Source organism: Bordetella bronchialis, from assembly GCF_001676705.1.
Taxonomy (GTDB): Bacteria; Pseudomonadota; Gammaproteobacteria; order Burkholderiales; family Burkholderiaceae_B; genus Bordetella_C; species Bordetella_C bronchialis.
Map to the genome: position 1 here is coordinate 3,246,820 of NZ_CP016170.1, position 17,637 is coordinate 3,264,456.

At 70.3% G+C, this 17,637-nt stretch carries 13 protein-coding genes; 6 read left to right on the forward strand and 7 right to left on the reverse strand.

Features of this window, described 5'->3' with window-relative positions; all coding sequences use genetic code 11:
* Positions 1 to 422: 422 nt before the first annotated feature.
* On the forward strand, positions 423 to 3,434 hold the full coding sequence (locus tag BAU06_RS14380; protein ID WP_066350325.1) for a hypothetical protein: 3,012 nt from the start codon (positions 423 to 425) through the stop codon (positions 3,432 to 3,434).
* An 8-nt stretch (positions 3,435 to 3,442) separates the two neighbouring features.
* On the opposite strand, the gene BAU06_RS14385 is transcribed toward BAU06_RS14380, so the two are convergent.
* Genes BAU06_RS14385 through BAU06_RS14400 form a run of 4 tightly spaced genes read right to left on the reverse strand, consistent with a single transcriptional unit; the run spans position 3,443 to position 7,948 of the window.
* Positions 3,443 to 4,393 (reverse strand): LysR substrate-binding domain-containing protein, encoded by a 951-nt coding sequence (locus BAU06_RS14385; protein WP_066350327.1) that lies wholly within the window; start codon positions 4,391 to 4,393, stop codon positions 3,443 to 3,445.
* 50 nt (positions 4,394 to 4,443) lie between these two features.
* Positions 4,444 to 6,537, reverse strand: coding sequence for an ATP-dependent DNA helicase RecG (gene recG, locus BAU06_RS14390; RefSeq protein WP_066350332.1), 2,094 nt, complete (start codon positions 6,535 to 6,537; stop codon positions 4,444 to 4,446).
* A gap of 44 nt (positions 6,538 to 6,581) precedes the next feature.
* Entirely contained in the window at positions 6,582 to 6,968 is a 387-nt protein-coding gene (locus BAU06_RS14395; RefSeq protein WP_066350334.1) for a Rid family detoxifying hydrolase, read from the reverse strand.
* A gap of 59 nt (positions 6,969 to 7,027) precedes the next feature.
* The gene (locus tag BAU06_RS14400) at positions 7,028 to 7,948 is read right to left on the reverse strand and encodes a LysR family transcriptional regulator (protein ID WP_066350336.1); all 921 of its coding nucleotides are present in this window, start codon (positions 7,946 to 7,948) and stop codon (positions 7,028 to 7,030) included.
* An 88-nt stretch (positions 7,949 to 8,036) separates the two neighbouring features.
* Between BAU06_RS14400 and BAU06_RS14405 the strand changes: the two genes are divergently transcribed.
* The 4 genes from BAU06_RS14405 (at position 8,037) to BAU06_RS14420 (ending at position 12,040) form a co-directional block, all read left to right on the forward strand.
* A complete protein-coding gene (locus BAU06_RS14405; RefSeq protein ID WP_066350338.1) occupies positions 8,037 to 9,440 on the forward strand; it encodes an acyclic terpene utilization AtuA family protein in 1,404 nt (467 codons plus the stop codon).
* Positions 9,437 to 9,859, forward strand: coding sequence for an AtuA-related protein (locus tag BAU06_RS14410; RefSeq protein ID WP_066350340.1), 423 nt, complete (start codon positions 9,437 to 9,439; stop codon positions 9,857 to 9,859). Before BAU06_RS14405 ends, BAU06_RS14410 begins: the two co-directional genes overlap by 4 nt.
* A 124-nt stretch (positions 9,860 to 9,983) precedes the next feature.
* Positions 9,984 to 10,952 carry a Bug family tripartite tricarboxylate transporter substrate binding protein gene (locus BAU06_RS14415; RefSeq protein ID WP_082993691.1) on the forward strand — a complete coding sequence of 323 codons (969 nt, stop codon included), beginning with the start codon at positions 9,984 to 9,986 and terminating at the stop codon, positions 10,950 to 10,952.
* A 113-nt stretch (positions 10,953 to 11,065) separates the two neighbouring features.
* On the forward strand, positions 11,066 to 12,040 hold the full coding sequence (locus BAU06_RS14420) for a glycerophosphodiester phosphodiesterase family protein (RefSeq protein WP_066350348.1): 975 nt from the start codon (positions 11,066 to 11,068) through the stop codon (positions 12,038 to 12,040).
* A gap of 89 nt (positions 12,041 to 12,129) precedes the next feature.
* On the opposite strand, the gene BAU06_RS14425 is transcribed toward BAU06_RS14420, so the two are convergent.
* Together BAU06_RS14425 and BAU06_RS14430 are read right to left on the reverse strand one after the other, a co-directional pair.
* Complete coding sequence (locus tag BAU06_RS14425) at positions 12,130 to 12,906, reverse strand: ferredoxin--NADP reductase (protein ID WP_066350350.1); 777 nt, start codon at positions 12,904 to 12,906, stop codon at positions 12,130 to 12,132.
* Positions 12,907 to 13,385: 479 nt separating this feature from the next.
* Positions 13,386 to 14,234 carry a class I SAM-dependent methyltransferase gene (locus BAU06_RS14430; RefSeq protein ID WP_066350351.1) on the reverse strand — a complete coding sequence of 283 codons (849 nt, stop codon included), beginning with the start codon at positions 14,232 to 14,234 and terminating at the stop codon, positions 13,386 to 13,388.
* A gap of 137 nt (positions 14,235 to 14,371) precedes the next feature.
* Here BAU06_RS14430 and BAU06_RS14435 point away from each other — a divergent pair, with 137 nt between their 5' ends.
* Positions 14,372 to 16,519, forward strand: a complete 2,148-nt coding sequence (locus tag BAU06_RS14435) for a transcriptional regulator (protein WP_231933879.1) — start codon at positions 14,372 to 14,374, stop codon at positions 16,517 to 16,519.
* A 90-nt stretch (positions 16,520 to 16,609) separates the two neighbouring features.
* On the opposite strand, the gene BAU06_RS14440 is transcribed toward BAU06_RS14435, so the two are convergent.
* Positions 16,610 to 17,617 (reverse strand): tripartite tricarboxylate transporter substrate binding protein, encoded by a 1,008-nt coding sequence (locus tag BAU06_RS14440; protein WP_066350353.1) that lies wholly within the window; start codon positions 17,615 to 17,617, stop codon positions 16,610 to 16,612.
* Between the last annotated feature and the right edge of the window lie 20 nt (positions 17,618 to 17,637).

A 17,637-nucleotide genomic window follows, 5' to 3' on the forward strand; every position in this document is an offset into this window, starting at 1 on the left:
CATCACGGCGATCCGCAAAATATCGGCCGGGTCTCTTTAAACGTGTAATGCACGATTTCAAGCTCGTTTATATATCGGAAGCCAAGACCCGCGGGAAGAATCGGATGGACATCCTCGCGGCGGGCCGTCGGCCTGGCCCTACAGGGCCCCCGGGCAATTCGCGCGGCGGCCGCGCGTCCGGCTTATGGATGAAGCGGGACGGCCAGCCTAGACTGGCGGCGCTATTTGCCCGTATCCACACCCGCATCATGCCGCCCATTTCCGGAGCCGCCACGGCTCCCCTTACGCTAGTCCCCTCCCCTCATTCCATACAGCCCGCCGGCCGATCCCACGCGCCCTTCGCGCTGGTCCGCGGCGAGCACCAGTCGCGCGTCGACAGGGCAAGCCGCTGCCGCACGCGCATCGCGCGCACGGCCAGGCTGATGCTGGCGCGTACGGGCCGCGCGCCACGCGCCGCGGACCTGGCCAAGCTCGAGCGCGACACCGCCAAACTGGGCCGGCAGACGGCCGTACGGAATACGCTGGGCGACGTGCTGACCGACCGCACCCTGCGCGCATATCTGCCCGAAGTGGGCGCCAGGCAAGCCAGGCATCGCCGCGACGCCCTGCTGCAGGCACGCCAGGCGCCCGCGGGCGCGCCCGGGCAGCAGGGCGCCGCGGTCGCGCACGTACTCGAATGCGCGACCGCCCTGGAAGCCACCGCCGGCCCACTGCGGGCATTGGGCGGCGCGTATCGCGACGGCGGCGGCCGGGTCGAGCTGTCCGCCGGCATCCTCCGGCAGCTGCTCGATCTGTCGACCGGCATGAAAATGCTGCGTCCCCACGGGCAGGATCCCGCGGACTTTCTGTACCCCGCCGTCAAGCTCATGCACAGGGCCCAGGGCGGGGAAAGCGGCGGCGAAACGGCGCTCGCGGCCCTGTTGCGGGATCTGTCGGCCAGTGGCCGCCACCACCCCGACGGCCTGCGTGCACAATTGGCCCGGCCGGGAGGCGGACTGGATTTCTGGCTGGCCCATCATTCGCCGGACGCCTATGGACGCAACCCCGGTGCGCTGCGCCAGGGGCTGGCCGACGATATCCATGTCGTACTGGACGGCGTGGCTGACGCCGCGTGGCGCGTACTGCAAGAGGACTTGCACTCGCAGGTGCCATCCTGGGCGCGGCAGGCACAGCCCGCGCTGTTCGAAGAGGCCGGCGTCCTCCACGCCAGCGCACAGCGCTGGCACGCGCGCCTGGCGATGCACGGCAGCACGCATGCGCTATTGCGCTCGTCCCCGGCGGACACCGTGAGACTATTGCTGGAGCATGCCGCGAACGAAACGCTGGGCGCCTCGCCCGGGCAGGCCGGCGACCTGGGCGCCCTGCCGGGACGGCTGCGCGACGGACTGGGGCGTATCGACGATCGCATCCAGCGGGCGCTGGACGATGCCGGCGTGGCCGGCTACGCCTCGCCGGCGGCCGTCGCCGCGCTGCGGCGTACGCTCATGCACAAGGTGCTTGAGGAAACCGGCATCCTGGGTGAAATCCACCGCGCACGGAGTCTGGCCGACGCAAGCGTCCCGCGCGCGCCTTCCCGGGCCCCGATCGCCGCCGATGTCGCGGGGCCCGCGCGGGCCACGTCCAAGGCCATGCGGGCCGCGGAGGCCCCGGCCCTGCACCCCAAGGTGGACAAGCGCATGAAGCGGGCCGAGGCGGATGCGCAGCGCCAGATCGTCAAGGTGCTCATGGCTTGCCGGCAGGCCGGCGACAAGCCCCTGTCGCCCCACAAACTGCAGGCGCTGCACGAGGCGCGCGCATGGCTCGGTGCGCTGCACGGCGACTCGGCTCCGGCGGTATGGCAACGGCTGCTCGATGGCGAGACCCGGCGGCTGGGCGATCGCGACCTGCGCAGCCTGGCCGGCGGCGCCTTGAGCGCGCATATCCAGGGTGGCGCGCACCTGACCGCCAAGGTCAAGGATGCAAGCCTCCGCGCGGCCGCGGACACGCTGCTCGGCGACCTCCGGACCGCCGTCCGTACCGCGTCGGCCAAGCGCAATGGGGCGCCCCTCCTGAAAACAGCGTGCGCATCGCTGGCGACGCCGGCCGGCGCGTCCGGCCGCACGGCGTTCTTCCTGCAACTGCAAGCGCTGCGCGAGCGGATAGGGATGCTGGACGACCGCGGCGTGGGACAGTCCCGCTTGCTGGAGGCCTGCGTCGAGGAACTGAGCGACGCCGAACTGAAGGCCCTGGTCGGCGTACCCCCCGTATCGGGCCAGGACGCCGGCGCGCCGGACGACGCCCAGGCATTCCTGGAACGGCTCCAGGGCAGCGCGCGCGTCCAGGCGGACAAGCGCATGGATACGCTGCGCGATTCGCTGGTGCAGGACTTCCGCGCCAGATTGTTCAGGCAGGCCGGATTCCTGCACGCCATGCTGTACGGCCCCGCGGATGCCGGCGTACCGCTTGCGGACACGCTGGAGAGCCTGATCCGCGACGCCGTCCGCCACGCAGGCGCGGTGCACGAGCAAGGCCAGGATACGGCCGCCGCGTCGCGGCCCGCGCGCTTCGTGCGCACCCTGCAAGGCTACGACGTCGCGGGGGACCTGACGCGTACGCTGTGCCAGGAAGCCCTGTCGCTGCATGCGCGGCTGGATGCCGGCATGCATGAGGTCGGTATCCCCAGCTTCCGCCCGGGCCCTGCCGCCGCGGCATGGCGGACCCGCGCCGTCGACGACATCGTCGCGCGGACCGGCATATGGGATCGCCTGGATTCCCTGGCGCATCGCCTGCCGCGCGACGTGGCGGAACCGGCGGACGCGAACCGCCGGCCGGGCCTGGGCTGGCTGGCGCCGCTATCGCGGGGGCGTGGACGCCACAGCAGCAGATCGGCACGGTCGGTGGGTTCCGACGGTTACGCCATCTCGAAGCCCTTCTTCGGTTTCATGCGTCGCAAGGAGCCCACGCGCGCCGCCGGCGCGGACGCCTACGCCGCCCTGCGCCCGCCGCACGATCGCGGCGTCCGGGCCGCCATCCATGGATCGGATGACGAACCCGTCTATGCCACGATCGATGAATCGCCGGATGACGATCTCCACGCGGTCACCGGCGCGCGCCTCCAGCGGAACGACGGCGGCCCCGCGGCGGTGTCACGCGACGAAAGCGGATACGGCCGGACCGCACCGCGTCCGCCGCTACGCCCCGCTCCCCCACCCCCCGCGGCGCAAGGACACCGCGCCAGCACCGCCACTTCGGACGACAGCGGCTTCGGCGAATACGGCGGGTCGGGATTCTCCATCGATGGCCATTTGTACGAAGCGCTGCAGGGGCCCCTGCCTGCCGCCGGCCCCGCGCGCGCGGCGGCGTCGGCGACACCCGGCGGCACGGACCCGGAACTGGCCGCGGCCTTGCGCGCGGCGCTGCGGGAGCGCGGCCGCCCGCAATGGCTCCCGGCGTAGCCGCCGCCCTAGTCCTGGTGGGCGGCGGCCACACCTTCCAGCATCCGGACGCCCGGCAAGGGCGTGGCATAGACCGACTGCGCCAGGGCCTCGATGGCCGCCAGGCGCGGGAAGCTGCGCCGCCAGGCCAGCACGACGCGCCGGTCCGGCACGGGGGCTTCCAGCGGGATATAGCGCAGCAGGCTGTCGGCCGGCGGGTTCTCCGGCACCGCGGTCACCGGCAGCACCGTGATGCCGATGCCGGCGGCCACCATGTGGCGGATGGTTTCCAGAGAGGATCCCTCGAAGGTACGCTGGATGCCGTCGCTGGCCGCCGAAAAACGCGACAGCTCGGGGCAGACCTCCAGCACTTGGTCGCGGAAGCAATGGCCGCTGCCCAGCAGCAGCATGGTCTGCTGCTTCAGGTCCTGGGCCGGAATGGCGGCGCGATCCGCCCAGGGGTGGTCCTTGGGCACCGCGACCAGGAAGGGTTCGTCGTACAGGGGCTGGATGACGAGCCCGGCCTCCGGCAGCGGCAGGGCCATGATGGCGCAGTCGATTTCACCCTGGCGCAGCAATTCCACCAGCCGCAGCGTAAAGTTTTCCTGCAGCAACAGGGGCATTTGCGGGGTGCGCTCGATCTGCACCGGGACCAGCCGCGGCAATAGATAAGGCCCGATGGTATGGATCACGCCCACCCGCAACGGCCCCGCCAGCGGGTCGTGCCCCTGGCGCGCGATTTCCTTGATGCTGGCGCTTTCCTCCAGCACCTTCTGCGCCTGGGCAACGATGCGCTGCCCGATGGGCGTCACCCCGACTTCCGCCCCGCCGCGCTCGAAGATCGTCACCCCCAGCTCGTCCTCGAGCTTGCGTATCGCCACCGACAGGGTCGGCTGGCTGACGAAACAGGCTTCGGCGGCGCGGCCGAAATGGCGTTCGCGCGCCACGGCGACGATGTACTTCAGTTCGGTGAGAGTCATGGCTGGGGTTCCGTATCAGGGCCGCCGGGCGGCGCGTTGGATCACGATCGTCACGTACGCAGGAAATCTTCACGGCCGCGCATCCACCGCGCCAGATGGGCCTGCACCGCATCCGGATGGTCCTTGCGCAGCCAGGCCGCCGCCTCGCGTGCCTGCTCGGCGATGGCGGCATCCAGTTCGATATCGGCGAAGCGCAGCAGCGCCAGGCCCGATTGCCGGGTGCCCAGGAATTCCCCGGGGCCACGCTGCACGAGATCGCGCCGGGCGATCTCGAAACCGTCGGCGGTCTCGAACATGGCGCGCAGGCGCTCGCGCGCGATGCGCGACAGCGGCGCCTGGTACAGCAGCACGCACACCGATTCGGCGGTGCCCCGCCCCACCCGCCCGCGCAACTGGTGCAACTGCGCCAGGCCGAAGCGCTCGGCATGCTCGATCACCATCAGCGACGCATTGGGCACGTCCACGCCGACTTCGATTACCGTGGTGGCGACCAGCACGTCGATACGGCCTTCGCGAAAGGCCTGCATGACCTCCGCTTTCTCGTTCTGCGGCAGGCGGCCGTGGACCAGGCCGATGCGCAGATCGGGCAGGTCGGCGCGCATGGCCTCGTAGGTGTCCACCGCGGTCTGCAGCTCCAGGGCCTCGCTTTCCTCGACCAGCGGGCAGACCCAGTAGGCCTGGCGCCCCGCGCGCGCAGCCTGGGCGATATGCGCGATGACTTCCTCGCGCCGCGCATCGGCGACCAGCTTGGTGACGACGGGCGTGCGGCCGGGCGGCAGCTCGTCGATGACGGAGACGTCCAGGTCGGCGAAAAAAGTCATGGCCAGCGTGCGCGGGATGGGCGTGGCGCTCATGTTCAGCTGATGCGGGACGATGCGGCCGCGCGCCGATTCGCCCTTGCGGTTCAGCGCCAGCCGCTGGCCGACGCCGAAGCGGTGCTGTTCGTCCACGATGGACAGGCCCAGCTTGTGGAAGGCCACATGGTCCTGGATGAGCGCCTGCGTGCCCACGACCAGCTGCACGCTGCCGTCGGCGGCCGCGGCCGCCGCTTCGCGCCGCGCCTTCGCGCCCACGCTGCCGCTCAGCCATGCCACGCGGACGCCCAGGGGCTCCAGCCAATCCACCAGTTTCCGGAAGTGCTGCTCGGCCAGGATTTCCGTGGGCGCCATCAGCGCCACCTGCGCCCCCGCCTCCATGGCCTGCGCGGCCGCCAGCGCGGCGACCACCGTCTTGCCGCTGCCCACGTCGCCCTGCAACAGGCGATGCATGGGAAAGGGCCGCGCCAGGTCGGCGGCGATTTCCGCGACCACGCGCTCCTGCGCGCCCGTCAGCGCGAAGGGCAAGGCGCCGTACAGGCGCGCCACCAGGCCGCCGCCATCGCCGGACCGCGGCAGCGGCAGCGCCTTGTGCGCGCGGCGGGCGGCGCGCGCGGCCGCCAGCGACAGCTGCTGCGCCAGCAGCTCGTCGAACTTGATGCGGCGCCAGGCCGAATGCGCGCGTTCGACGAGCGCGTGTTCGGAGACGCCCGGCGGCGGGGCGTGCAGCAGGTGTATGGATTCGTCGAAAGGCGCCAGGCCATAGCGCTCGCGCACGGCCGGCGGCAGCGTGTCGGCCAGGTCGGCCTGCGTTAGCGCCTGGGCGATGGCCTTGCGCAGCACGGGCTGCTGCAGGCCCTCCGTGGTGGGATAGACCGGGGTCAGCGCGGTGGCCAAGGGCGCATCGGCGCTGCTCATGCGAGGGTGCACCATCTCGCGCCCGAACAGGCCGCCGCGCACTTCTCCGCGCGCGCGCAGCCGCCGGCCGACGGTCAGCTGACGCTGCTGGCTGGGATAGAAATTGAGCCAGCGCAATTGCAGCTCGCCGCTTTCGTCGGCGATGGCGGCGGTCAATTGGCGGCGCGGGCGGTACTGGACTTCACAGCGCGTGATTTCCCCTTCCACCTGCGCGGCGAAACCGGGCCGCAGGGCGGAGATGGGCGTTACCCGGGTCTCGTCCTCGTAGCGCAGCGGCAAGTGCAGGATCAGGTCGGCGGGCTCCGCCAGGCCCAGCGCCTGAAGCCGGCGCGCGACCACGTCGCCGCGCGACGCCGGGGCGGCATCGGACGCAGGCGCGCGTGCTTTGCGCGGGGCCGCGGCGACAGGCATGGTGGCGCGCGTGGAATGCGGGAAACGGCGGCTGGCGGCGCCTTCTACAGGACGACGACGGCTTCCACTTCGAACTGCGCGCCCTTGGGCAGGCTGGCCACGCCCACGGTGGAACGCGCCGGATAGGGCTCGGGGAAGACGTCGGCCATGATGGTATTGACGGTGCCGAACTTGCCCAGGTCGGTCAGGAAGAGCGTCAGCTTGACGACGTTCTCCTTGCTGCCTCCCGCGGCCTGCACCACGGCGAGCATATTCGAGAAGGCCTGCTTGACCTGGCCCTCGAAGCTTTCGGACACCAGTTCGCCGCTATGGGGCTCCAGGCCGATCTGGCCCGACAGGTAGACCGTCTGGGAACCGGACACGGCCACCGCCTGCGAATACGGCCCGACAGCCTTGGGGGCATCCTGGGTGTGAATGATCTGTTTGTTCATGAGCGGCTCCGGACGGAAAGACATAGGAAAACTTCTATCGAAGTTTAATCATCCATAGACTATCGTGAAAGCCCCGCATCGCGCTCCAGCGACGCGATATTTTCACGCTCCCGCAACAGAGTCTGGTACAGGGTCTGGGCGGCCAGCGGCAAGGTGCGTCCGCTGCGCTTGACCAGGTATAGCGCACGGGTGGGCGCCTTGCCCGCCAGGGGCCGGATCGCCACCCCGGGACGACGGAAATGGAACAGGGTCATCGCCGGCACCAGGCTGACGCCCAGGCCCGCGGCGACCAGGCCCGTCACGGTGGCAAGGTGCTCCACTTCCACCAGCGGCCGCAGCCGCCGCCGCCCCAGCGCGGCATCCAGGTGTTGGCGGACGCTGCTATTGCGCGCCAGCTGGATCAGCGGCCACTTGACCACCTGGGCCAGCGTGACCGCCGCCTGCGCCGCCAGCGGGTGGTCGGCGCGGCAGACCAGGTGGAAGCGGTCGGCATGCAGGAACTCGCTGTCCAGGTCGGCCATATCGGCCCGCCGCGAGGCCACGGCGAAATCGACCTCGCCGTCGCGCACCATGTCCAGGCAGGGATCGAGCAGCGCGTCGCGCAGTGTCAGCGCGATGCCGGGATAGCTGCGGTGGAAACCGGCCAGGATCTCCGGCAGCCAGCCGGCGGCCAGCGACGGCAAAGCCGCCAGCGCCACCCGGCCCCGGCGGCGGGCGGCGTGGTCGCGCAAGTCTTCCATGACCAGATCGAAGTCCGCCAGCAAGCGGCGGGCGGATGTCTCCAGCACGCGCCCTTCCGCCGTCAGCTCCACGTGCCGCGTGGTGCGGTCGAACAGCCGCATGCCGGCGTCGTCCTCGATGGCGCGGATCAGGGCGCTGAAGGCCGGCTGGGTCAGGTGGCAGCGCTGCGCGGCCCGCGTGAAGTGCTTTTCCTCCGCCAGGGCGACAAAGGCGCGCAGGTGCCGGGCCGAGAGATTCATGGGGTTTCTCTATCAATTGATCTTTTATTTCTATTTTACGTATGAACGGCCGCTGCCTATAGTGGCCAGCGGAGACCTCGCATACCTTATGTCGGACGCACACGACCTTTCCCATGCCGCCGAGCGCGGCACCGCCGAACCGCTGCTGATCGGCTGCGCATCGGGCTTTTCCGGCGACCGCACGGACGGCGCCGGGCCCGTGGTGGATACGCTGGCCGCGCGCGGCGGCGGCACCCTGATATTCGAAACCCTGGCCGAACGGACACTGGCCCTGGCCCAGCTGGCCCGGCAGCAGCATCCCCAAGGAGGCTACGAGCCCCTGCTGGACGAGCTGGTGGGGCCGGTGCTGGCGCGTTGCCAGGCCCACGGTATCCGCATCGTCAGCAACTTCGGCGCGGCCAACCCGCCCGGCGCGGCGCGGCGCATCGCCGAACTGGCGCGGATGCAAGGCCTGCCCACGCCGCGCATCGCGGTGGTGCACGGCGACGACCTGTCCTCGCCCGAGCAGCGCGCGCTGCTGCGCGAACAGCTGGGCGCCCGCATGGACGGCATGGACATCGTCAGCGCCAACGCCTACCTGGGCGCCACCGAAATAGCCGCCGCGCTGCGGGCGGGAGCCGATATCGTCGTGGCCGGCCGGGTCGCCGATCCCTCGCTGACGGTGGGACCGGCGCTGGCGCACTTCGGCTGGCGCGAAGACGACTGGGAAAAACTCGGCCGCGCCACGATGGCGGGCCATATGCTGGAATGCGGTACCCAGGTCACCGGCGGTTATTTCTGCGTGCCGGGATTGAAGGACGTCGACGGCCTGCATGAAACCGGCTTCCCCATCGCGGAGATCGCCCCCAGCGGCGACTTCGTCGTCGGCAAGGCCGCGAACACCGGCGGCCGGGTGGACGCCCGCACGGCCAAGGAACAGCTGCTGTACGAGGTGCACGACCCGGCCCGCTACCTGACGCCGGACGTGGTGGCGGACCTGAGCCGGGCGGAAGTCCTGGAACTCGGCGTCGACCGCGTACAGTTGCGCGGCATCACCGGCCATGCCCGCCCGGACACCTTGAAGGTCAACGTCTGCCACCGCGGCGGCTGGTTGGGCGAAGCGGAAATCTCCTACGCGGGCGTACAGGCCGAAGCCCGCGCGCGGCTGGCCGCCGACATCGTCCGCCGCCGCCTGAAAGGCGCGCTGCCGCTGCGCATCGATCTGATCGGCGCCATCAGCATCCTGGACAACGACGACGGCACCCTGCGCGCCGGACTGGCCGACGGCCATGCCCGCGACGTGCGCTTGCGCGTGGCCGGCTCGCATGCCGACCGCGCCGTCGCCGAGCGCGTGCTGCGCGAGGTCACCGCGCTGTATTGCTGCGGGCCGGCCGGCGGCGGCGGTGTGCGCACCGCGCTGCGGCCGCGCCTGAACATGGTGTCCTGCACCATCGACCGGCAGGCGGTCCGCGCCGGATGGCGCATGATGGACGCCGCGGAGGCAACACAATGAACCGGCCGCCGGCCACTTCACCGGACGATGTCCGCCACGTCCCGCTCTACCGCCTGGCGCACAGCCGCTCGGGCGACAAGGGCGACATCTCGAACCTGAGCCTGATCGCCTGGGATCCGGCCTGTTATGAGGTGATCTCGCGCTACGTGACCGCCGAACGCGTGCGCGCATGGTTCGCCTACCGCCAACCCGCCGCCGTCACGCGCTACCTGCTGCCCACGCTGCATGCGATGAATTTCGTCCTGGACGGCGTGCTGGACGGCGGCGTCAACGACGCGCTGAACCTGGACGCGCACGGCAAGTCCCTGTCCTTCCATTTGCTGGACCTGCCCGTGCCCGTCAGCGCCGAAATGGCGGTGCGCCTGCCGGACATACCGCAGGACCCCTGGCCTTTCCGCGACCGGCCGGCCGATGCATAGAGCATCGTTCTCCCGGCGCAGGCGCGCCTCCCCCGCGCATCCGCGAGACGCCGCGCGCGGCGCGGGCAGACAACAGACCGAGCAACCCGACGAAGAATCAATGAACAAACCAAGGAGACACACCATGAAGATCCGCGCCCTGCCGGCCCTGGCCGCATTGTTCGCCGCCGCCTGCGTCCCGCTGGCGGCAGCCGCCGACGATTTCCCCAATCGCCCCATCACTTTCGTGGTGCCGTTCGCCGCGGGCAGCGCCACCGACCAGATCGCGCGCGCGCTGGCCCAAGGCGTGACCGAGCAGACCGGACAGGCCGTGGTGATCGAGGACAAACCCGGCGCCAGCGCGATGATAGGCGCGCAGGACGTGGCCCGCGCCAAGCCGGACGGCTACCGGGTGCTTATCACCACCAACACCACGCACGCGGCGAACGAACACCTGTACAAGCGCCTGCAATACGACCCCGTCAAGGATTTCGAGCCTTTGACCCTGCTGGGCAAGGGTAGCCAGATCATGGTGGTGAACCCGTCCTTCCCGGCCAAGACCGTGGGCGACTTCCTGGCCATGGCGCGCAAGGAACCGGGCAAGCTGAGCTTCGGCAGCGGCAGCTCCAGCAGCCGCATCGCCGGCGAATTGCTGCAACAGATGGCCGACGTGAAGCTGCTGCACGTTCCCTACAAGAGCAACCCGCTGGCCTTGACGGACCTGCTGGGCGGCCAGATCAGCACCATGATCACCGACATGGCCACCGGCCTGCCGCAAGTCCAATCGGGCAAACTGCGCGCCCTGGGCGTGACCACGCTGAAGCGTTCCTCGCTGGCGCCGGACGTGCCCACCATCGCGGAATCCGGCGTGCCGGGCTATGAAATGGGCTATTGGTTCGCGGCCTATGCGCCCGCCGGCACCCCCGCCGACGTGGTCCAGCGCCTGAACGCCCTGCTGATCAAGGCCACGCAGAGCGCCGCGGCCAAGCAGTTCTATTCGAGCACCGGCACCGATCCGGCCACCTCCACCCCGGCCGAGCTGGCGGCTTTCCAGAAAGCCGAATCCCGGAAGTGGCAGACCATCATCAAGCAGGCCGGCATCGAGCCGGAGTAAGCCAGGCCGCGCGTGGAAAGTCCGTGGACCGTGCCTGACGGTTCCTGGACGGCGCCGCCGCGCGGGGCGGCGCCGCGATAGTATCCTCGCGGATATCCACGCAAGGAATCCGCATGCCGCGCCGCCTGCCCCGCCCCTGGCTTCTTTCCCTCGTCGCCATCGTGCTGGCCGGCTGCGCCACGGCGCCGGACGCGCCGGCGGACCGCCCGGCGCCATCGCTGCCGCGCATCGTCGCGCATCGCGGCGGCACCGGCGACGCCCCGGAAAACACCCTGCAGGCGATACGGGCGGCCCTTGCCCATCATGCCGATGCGATGTGGCTCAGCGTGCAATTGAGCAAGGACGGCGTGCCCGTCCTCTACCGCCCCGCCGATCTGTCCGCGCTTACCGATGCCACGGGGCCGGTGGCGGCGCGCACCGCGGCCGAGCTGGCGCGGGTCAACGTGGGCTGGCGCTTCAAGACCACCGATACCCAGGGCAAGGACGCCTACCCGTACCGCGGGACGCCGGCGGGTATCCCGACCCTGCGCGCCGCGCTGCGCATTTTGCCTGCGGACATGCCGGTGATCCTGGACATGAAATCGCTACCGGCGGCGCCCCTGGCGCGCGCGGTGGCGCGCGTGCTGGATGAAGATGGCGCCTGGTCCCGCGTCACCCTGTATTCGACCGAGGCCGCCTATCAGCAGGCCTTCGCGGCCTATCCCCAGGCCAGGCTGTTCGAATCGCGCGACGCCACCCGCGCGCGGCTGCTGCGGGTGCTGCTGGGCCAAGGCTGCGAGGACCCGCCCGCGGCGCACAGCGCGGCGGCGTTCGAAATGCATCGCGTCTTTACGGTCACGGAGAAGTTCACCTTGGGCACGGGCCAGTCCCAGGTGGACGCGACGCTGTGGACACCGCGCACGGTGGCCTGCTTCCGGCGCCAGCCCGGCGTGCGCCTCATCGCGATCGCGGTAAACGATGCCGCCGATTACCGGCGGGCGGCCTGCCTGGGCATGGATGCGGTGCTGGCCGATTCGCCGGAACGCATGGCGCGCATCCGCGCCGCCACCGACCCGGCATCGGCCTGCGCGGCCCCGCGCGTGGATTGAAACCGCCCGCGATCGGCGGGCGTGCGTGCGAAAGGCAGCCCGCGATGGCGGCGTGTACGGGAAACCGCCCGCAATCGCGGGCGGGAGGCTTACTTCTCGACGAAGGCGCGTTCGACGACGTAATCGCCGGGCTGGCCCACGCCCGGCGACACGGTGAAGCCGCGCTTGTCCAGCATGGCGCTGATGTCGGCCAGCATGTGCGGGCTGCCGCAGATCATGGCGCGATCGTTTTCCGGGTTCAGCGGCGGCAGGCCGATATCCTGGAACAGCTTGCCGCTTTCCACGAGCTCGGTAATGCGGCCCTGGTTGCGGAACGGTTCGCGCGTGACGGTGGGGTAATAGATCAACTTGCCGTTGACCATGTCGCCGAAGAATTCGTTGGCCGGCAACTCGTTCTGGATGTAGTCGGCATACGCCAGCTCGCTCTTCCAGCGCACGCCGTGCACCAGCACGACTTTCTCGAAACGCTCGTAGACGTCCGGGTCCTTGATGATGCTCATGAAGGGCGCCAGGCCGGTGCCCGTGCCGAACAGGTACAGGTTCTTGCCCGGCTTGAGATCATGCACGACCAGCGTGCCGACCGGCTTGCGGCTGACCAGGATGGTGTCGCCTTCCTTCAGGTGCTGCAGGCGGGAAGTGAGCGGACCGTCCGGCACCTTGATGCTGAGGAATTCCAGGTTTTCCTCGTAGTTGGCGCTGGCGATGCTGTAGGCGCGCAGCAAGGGCTTGCCCTCCACTTCCAGGCCGATCATGACGAAATGGCCGTTGTGGAACCGCAGCGCCGCATCGCGGGTGGTCTTGAAGGAAAACAGGGTGTCGTTCCAGTGGTGCACGCTCAGGACGCGCTCGGTATTGAAGGCTGCCATAGTGATCGAAGATGACGCGCGGCGGCGTCTTCTGGGGCGCGGCCGCTGGACGGGGAGCAAAAAATCCGTCCGGACGAGTGAGGGATAACCCGATTTTATACGTTTTTGTTGATAAAGCTTCTCAACTGAAGCGGTTTTGCCCGGTTTATAGCGACAGATTGGTTGTAAGCAAATAACCCATCCCACCGGTTTGGATGGCGCCCTATGACGCATGGAGAGGTCCCGCCCTTGCCGCGCCCGCGGATCGGCGTGACGATGGCAGGTCCGCCCGCCGTGGCGCCGCCACGGCGTTGCGCGGCATGGCCGGACCCGGGCCCGGCCGCGCACGGTATCCAACAACGGCCCGATACCCAGGTTTGCTCATGGCCGGCTGCCGCCGCGGGGGCGGATGACGGCAAGGGAGGCACGCCATGGACCAGATTGCGTCCGCTTGCCGGGCGGCGGCCCCGCTTTTCCACGGGGCGGCCGCCGGTCCGCCGTCAGCGGCGGGTGATCACGATCTCCAGGTATTCGCTGGGCACCACCACCCCGCCGTCGCCGGACCGGTTGAACCGGCCGATCAGCGCGACCAGGTCGCCGGCAAGGGCCGATTGCCCGGCCGCATCCAGCGCGGCGAAGGCCTTCAGCAGCGGACCGTAGTACGTCTTGAAGACCTGCATCCAGTGCTCCGGCGAACGATAGCGGAAGACGAATGTGCGCGGCTCGCATTGGATGGACGACGCCTGCGCGCCGAACATCTCCTCGATGCGCGCGCGGGTGCCCCATTGCGCGGGGGAACGCACGCCGGCGGGCGGCGGCAGATGCTTGCCCAGGGTCTTGAAGACCTGGCCGATGAAACCGTCCGGCGTCCAGTTCGCCAGGCCGATCTTGCCGCCCGGCCGGCACACGCGCAGCAGTTCGCTCGCGGCCTTGTCCTGGTCCGGCGTGAACATTACCCCGAAGGTGGACACGACCACGTCGAAACTGGCGTCCTGGAAGGGCAGCGCTTCGGCGTCGGCCTCCTGGAATTCGATGGACAGCCGGTCCGCGGCGGCGCGCTCGCGGGCCCGCGCCAGCAAGGCGGGAACATAGTCCGTGGCGGTCACGTCGCAGCAGCGCCGCGCCGCGGCCAGCGAGACGTTGCCGTTGCCGGCCGCCACGTCGAGCACCTTTTGCCCGGCGCGGATATCGAGCGACTCGCACAATTGTTCGCCGACGATCTGCAGTGTCGTGCCTACGACGGCATAGTCCCCGGATGCCCAGGCGCCCTGCTGGCGCGCCTTCAGGGCGGCCAGGTCGGGCTGCGCGGTATCCCGCGCTTCAGGGGTGGCGAGGGTGGATATGGCCATGGTCTGTCTCCGTTGAAGCGGTGTGCATGTGAAGGAAAGAATGCCCGGCGGTCCGGGGGATCGCGCATGAGGCTTCGCAATGGGCGGGGTGCCGCGCGCTCCGGTATGCAAGGTAGGCCGGCGCCGTGGAGACCGGCGTGGTAGCGCGCGTGGAATCGGCGTTGGAAAGCGCCGAGGCCGGCGCGCCCCCGGCGTGCCACACCCTGCACGTGAGCCTGCTCGGGCCGCTGGCCATCCGGCGCGCCGGGGTGGCCCTGCCGCAGCCGGCGTCGCGCAAGCTGCGGGCGCTTATCGCCTACCTGGCGCTCGCGCCGCATGCCCTGGCGCGCAGCCGGCTTTGCGAACTGCTGTGGGACGTTCCCAACGACCCGCGCGGCGAACTGCGCTGGTGCCTGAGCAAGGCGAGAAGCCTGCTCGACGAGCCCGGCCGGCGCCGGATCGAAACGGCGCAGGACCGGGTCCGGCTGGATCTGGGCGATTGCTACGTCGATGCGGTCGACATCGGCAACGCCATGCAGCAGGGCGTGGACAAGCTGTCCACCGAGCGCTTGCGGGCGCTGGCGACCTTGTTCGTCGGGGATTTCCTGGACGGGCTGGAGCTCGATCGCAGTCCGGCCTTCACGAGCTGGCTGACGGCGCAACGGCGCCGCTTCAGGGCCTGCCATGCCGCGGTGCTGGAGCATCTGGTGGCGCGGCTGCCCCTGGGCCTGGAGGAAAGCTTCGCCTGCCTGGACAAATGGCTGCAGCTGGCGCCTTTCGACGCCCATGCGCACACGCTGGTGCTGCAGGCGCTAGGCAGCCGGGGACGGTGGCGTGAAGGCGAAGAGCACCTGGCGGCCGCGGTGCGCGCCTTCGAGGCCGACGGCCTGGACTGGCGCCCGCTGCGCGAGGCCTGGCGCGATGTCCGGACCCGCGTCGCGCGCCAGGCGCCGACCCGCGCGGGCGCGGCCGACGCCGGGCCGCTCCCGCAAGGCGGGCCCGAACCGCTTGCCAGCGGGCCCGCCCCGCCCACCGCCGCTGATGGTGCGGGCGCCAGCGCGCCCCCATCCACGACGCCCGAAGGTGTGGCCGCCAGGACAGCCGGCCGCGCTTCGATCGCGGTCATGCCCTTCAGCGACCGGTCCGCCTCCGCCGGCGCGGGCGGCGTGCGGGGCGTGCGGGGCGGACTGAGCGATGGCCTGGCGCATGACATCATCGCCCGGCTCGCCAAGCTGCGCAGCCTGTTCGTCATCGCCCAGGGAACGGTATTCGCGCTGGACCAGCGCGGCGTGGGGCCGGAAGAGGCCGGCCGCACGCTCAACGTGGACTACGTCGTCAGCGGGTGGCTGCGCCGCGAAGCCCGGCGCCTCGCCGTCGCGGTCGAGCTGGTCGATTCGCGCACCGCCCGCATCGTATGGAGCGACGTGCTGGAGCACGACCTGGACGACGCCTTCCTGGCGCTGGAAGAGATCGGCAACCGCATCGTCGCCTGCATCGATGGCGAGATCGAGGCCGCCGAGCGCAACCGCGCCGTCCTGAAGCCGCCCGCATCGCTGGATGCGTGGGAAGCCTACCACCGCGGGCTTTGGCATATGTACCGCTTCAACCAGGCGGACAACGCACGGGCGCGCGAGTTCTTCGCGATGTCGGTACGGCTGGACCCGACGTTCTCGCGCGCCCATGCGGGACTCTCCTTCACGCATTGGCAGGACGCCTTCCAGGGCTGGCAGGCCCAGCAGGCGGCCACCGCGCTGGCGCTGGAAACCGCGGGACAGGGACTGATCGCCGACGACCGCGACCCGGCCGCCCATTGGGCCATGGGGCGCGCGCTATGGCTGCGCGGCGACGCCTCGCAGTCGCTGGCGGAGCTGCGCAGCGCCGTGGACCTGAGCCCCAACTTCGCCCTGGGCCACTACACGCTGGGCTTCGTGAACTGCCAGTCCGGCGACCCCGAGGCCGCCATAGGCTCGTCCGATCATTCGCGCCGCCTGAGCCCCTTCGACCCCCTGCTCTTCGGGATGCTGGCCGTGCGCGCCATGGCCCTGGTACGGCTGGGCCGCTACGACGAAGCGGCGGACTGGGCCGCCAGGGCGGCGGCGCGACCCAACGCCCACGTGCACATCCTGGCCATTGCCGCCAATTGCCTGGCGCTGGCCGGCAGGCTGGACGAAGCGCTGGCCCTGCGGAAGGCCATCCACGCGGCGCTGCCGTCCTATCGGATCGATAACTTTCTGGCGGCCTTCCGGCTCGCGCCGGACGCCGCCGCCCTGTTCCGCACGGGCGCCCGGCTCATCGGGCTGGACTGATGGCCGTGCGCACGGTCCGGGGCGCGTATCCGCTGGTCGCCGATCTTCGTGCCGCCAGCCGCGCACCATCGATGCCGGCGCCGTACCGCATCATTCCGGCTTGATGTCGCCGCGCTGGATCACACCTTTCCATTTGGCGATATCGGTGTCGATGCGCGCGGCGAACTCCGCCGGCGTGCTGCCGACGGGCACGAAGCCCAGGGAGACGAGCTTGTCGTGCAATGCCCCTTGCCGGGCCGCCGCCGAGATGGTGGCGCCCAGCTTGTCGACGATAGGCGCCGGCACGCCGGCCGGCGCGACCAGGCCGAACAGCGGCGCGGTATCGACGTTGGGGTAGCCGGCTTCCGCCATGGTCGGCACGTCGGGCAAGGCCGCCACCCGCGTCGGACTGGTCACGGCGATGGCGCGCAGCCGCCCCGCCCGGATGTGCTCCAGCAGCGTGGGCACCGTCGCGAAGGCGAACTGGATCTGCCCGCCCAGCAGGTCCGTGAATACCGTGCCGCCACCCCGGTACGGCACATGAACGACCTTGATCCCGGCCTGCTGGCGCAACTGCTCGCCGGCCAGATGGGGCGCGCTGCCGACACCGGCGGAGCCGAAGGACAGCACGCCCGGCTCGGCCTTGGCCAGCGCCACGAAAGCGGCCATATCGGCCGCCTTGACCGAAGGATGGACCACCATGACGAAGGGGGCGGTGGCCATCAGGGAGATCGGCGCGAAGTCCTTCACGGTGTCGTATTGCAGGCGCCCGCCGAGCAGGCCCGGGTTGATCACGAAGGCCGTATCGACCATGCCTATCGTGTAGCCGTCCGCCGGCGCGGTGGCCACGGCGCGCGTGCCGATCACCGTCCCGCCGCCGCTGCGGTTCTCCACGATGAAGGATTGCCCATAGGCCTTGGCATAGGTTTCCGCGGCGAAGCGGCCCAGCGTGTCCGTGGCCGCGCCCGGGGGATACGGCACGAACAGGCGCACGGGTTTATCGGGATAAGCCGGTCCCTGGGCCTGCGCGCCCCCTTGCGCCCGCGCGATCCAGGGCGCCGCGCCGGCCACCGCCAGTGCCGCGCCGCGGGCCACGAAGCCCCTGCGTGAAAAATCCATTCCCGTCTCCTTCGTCATGT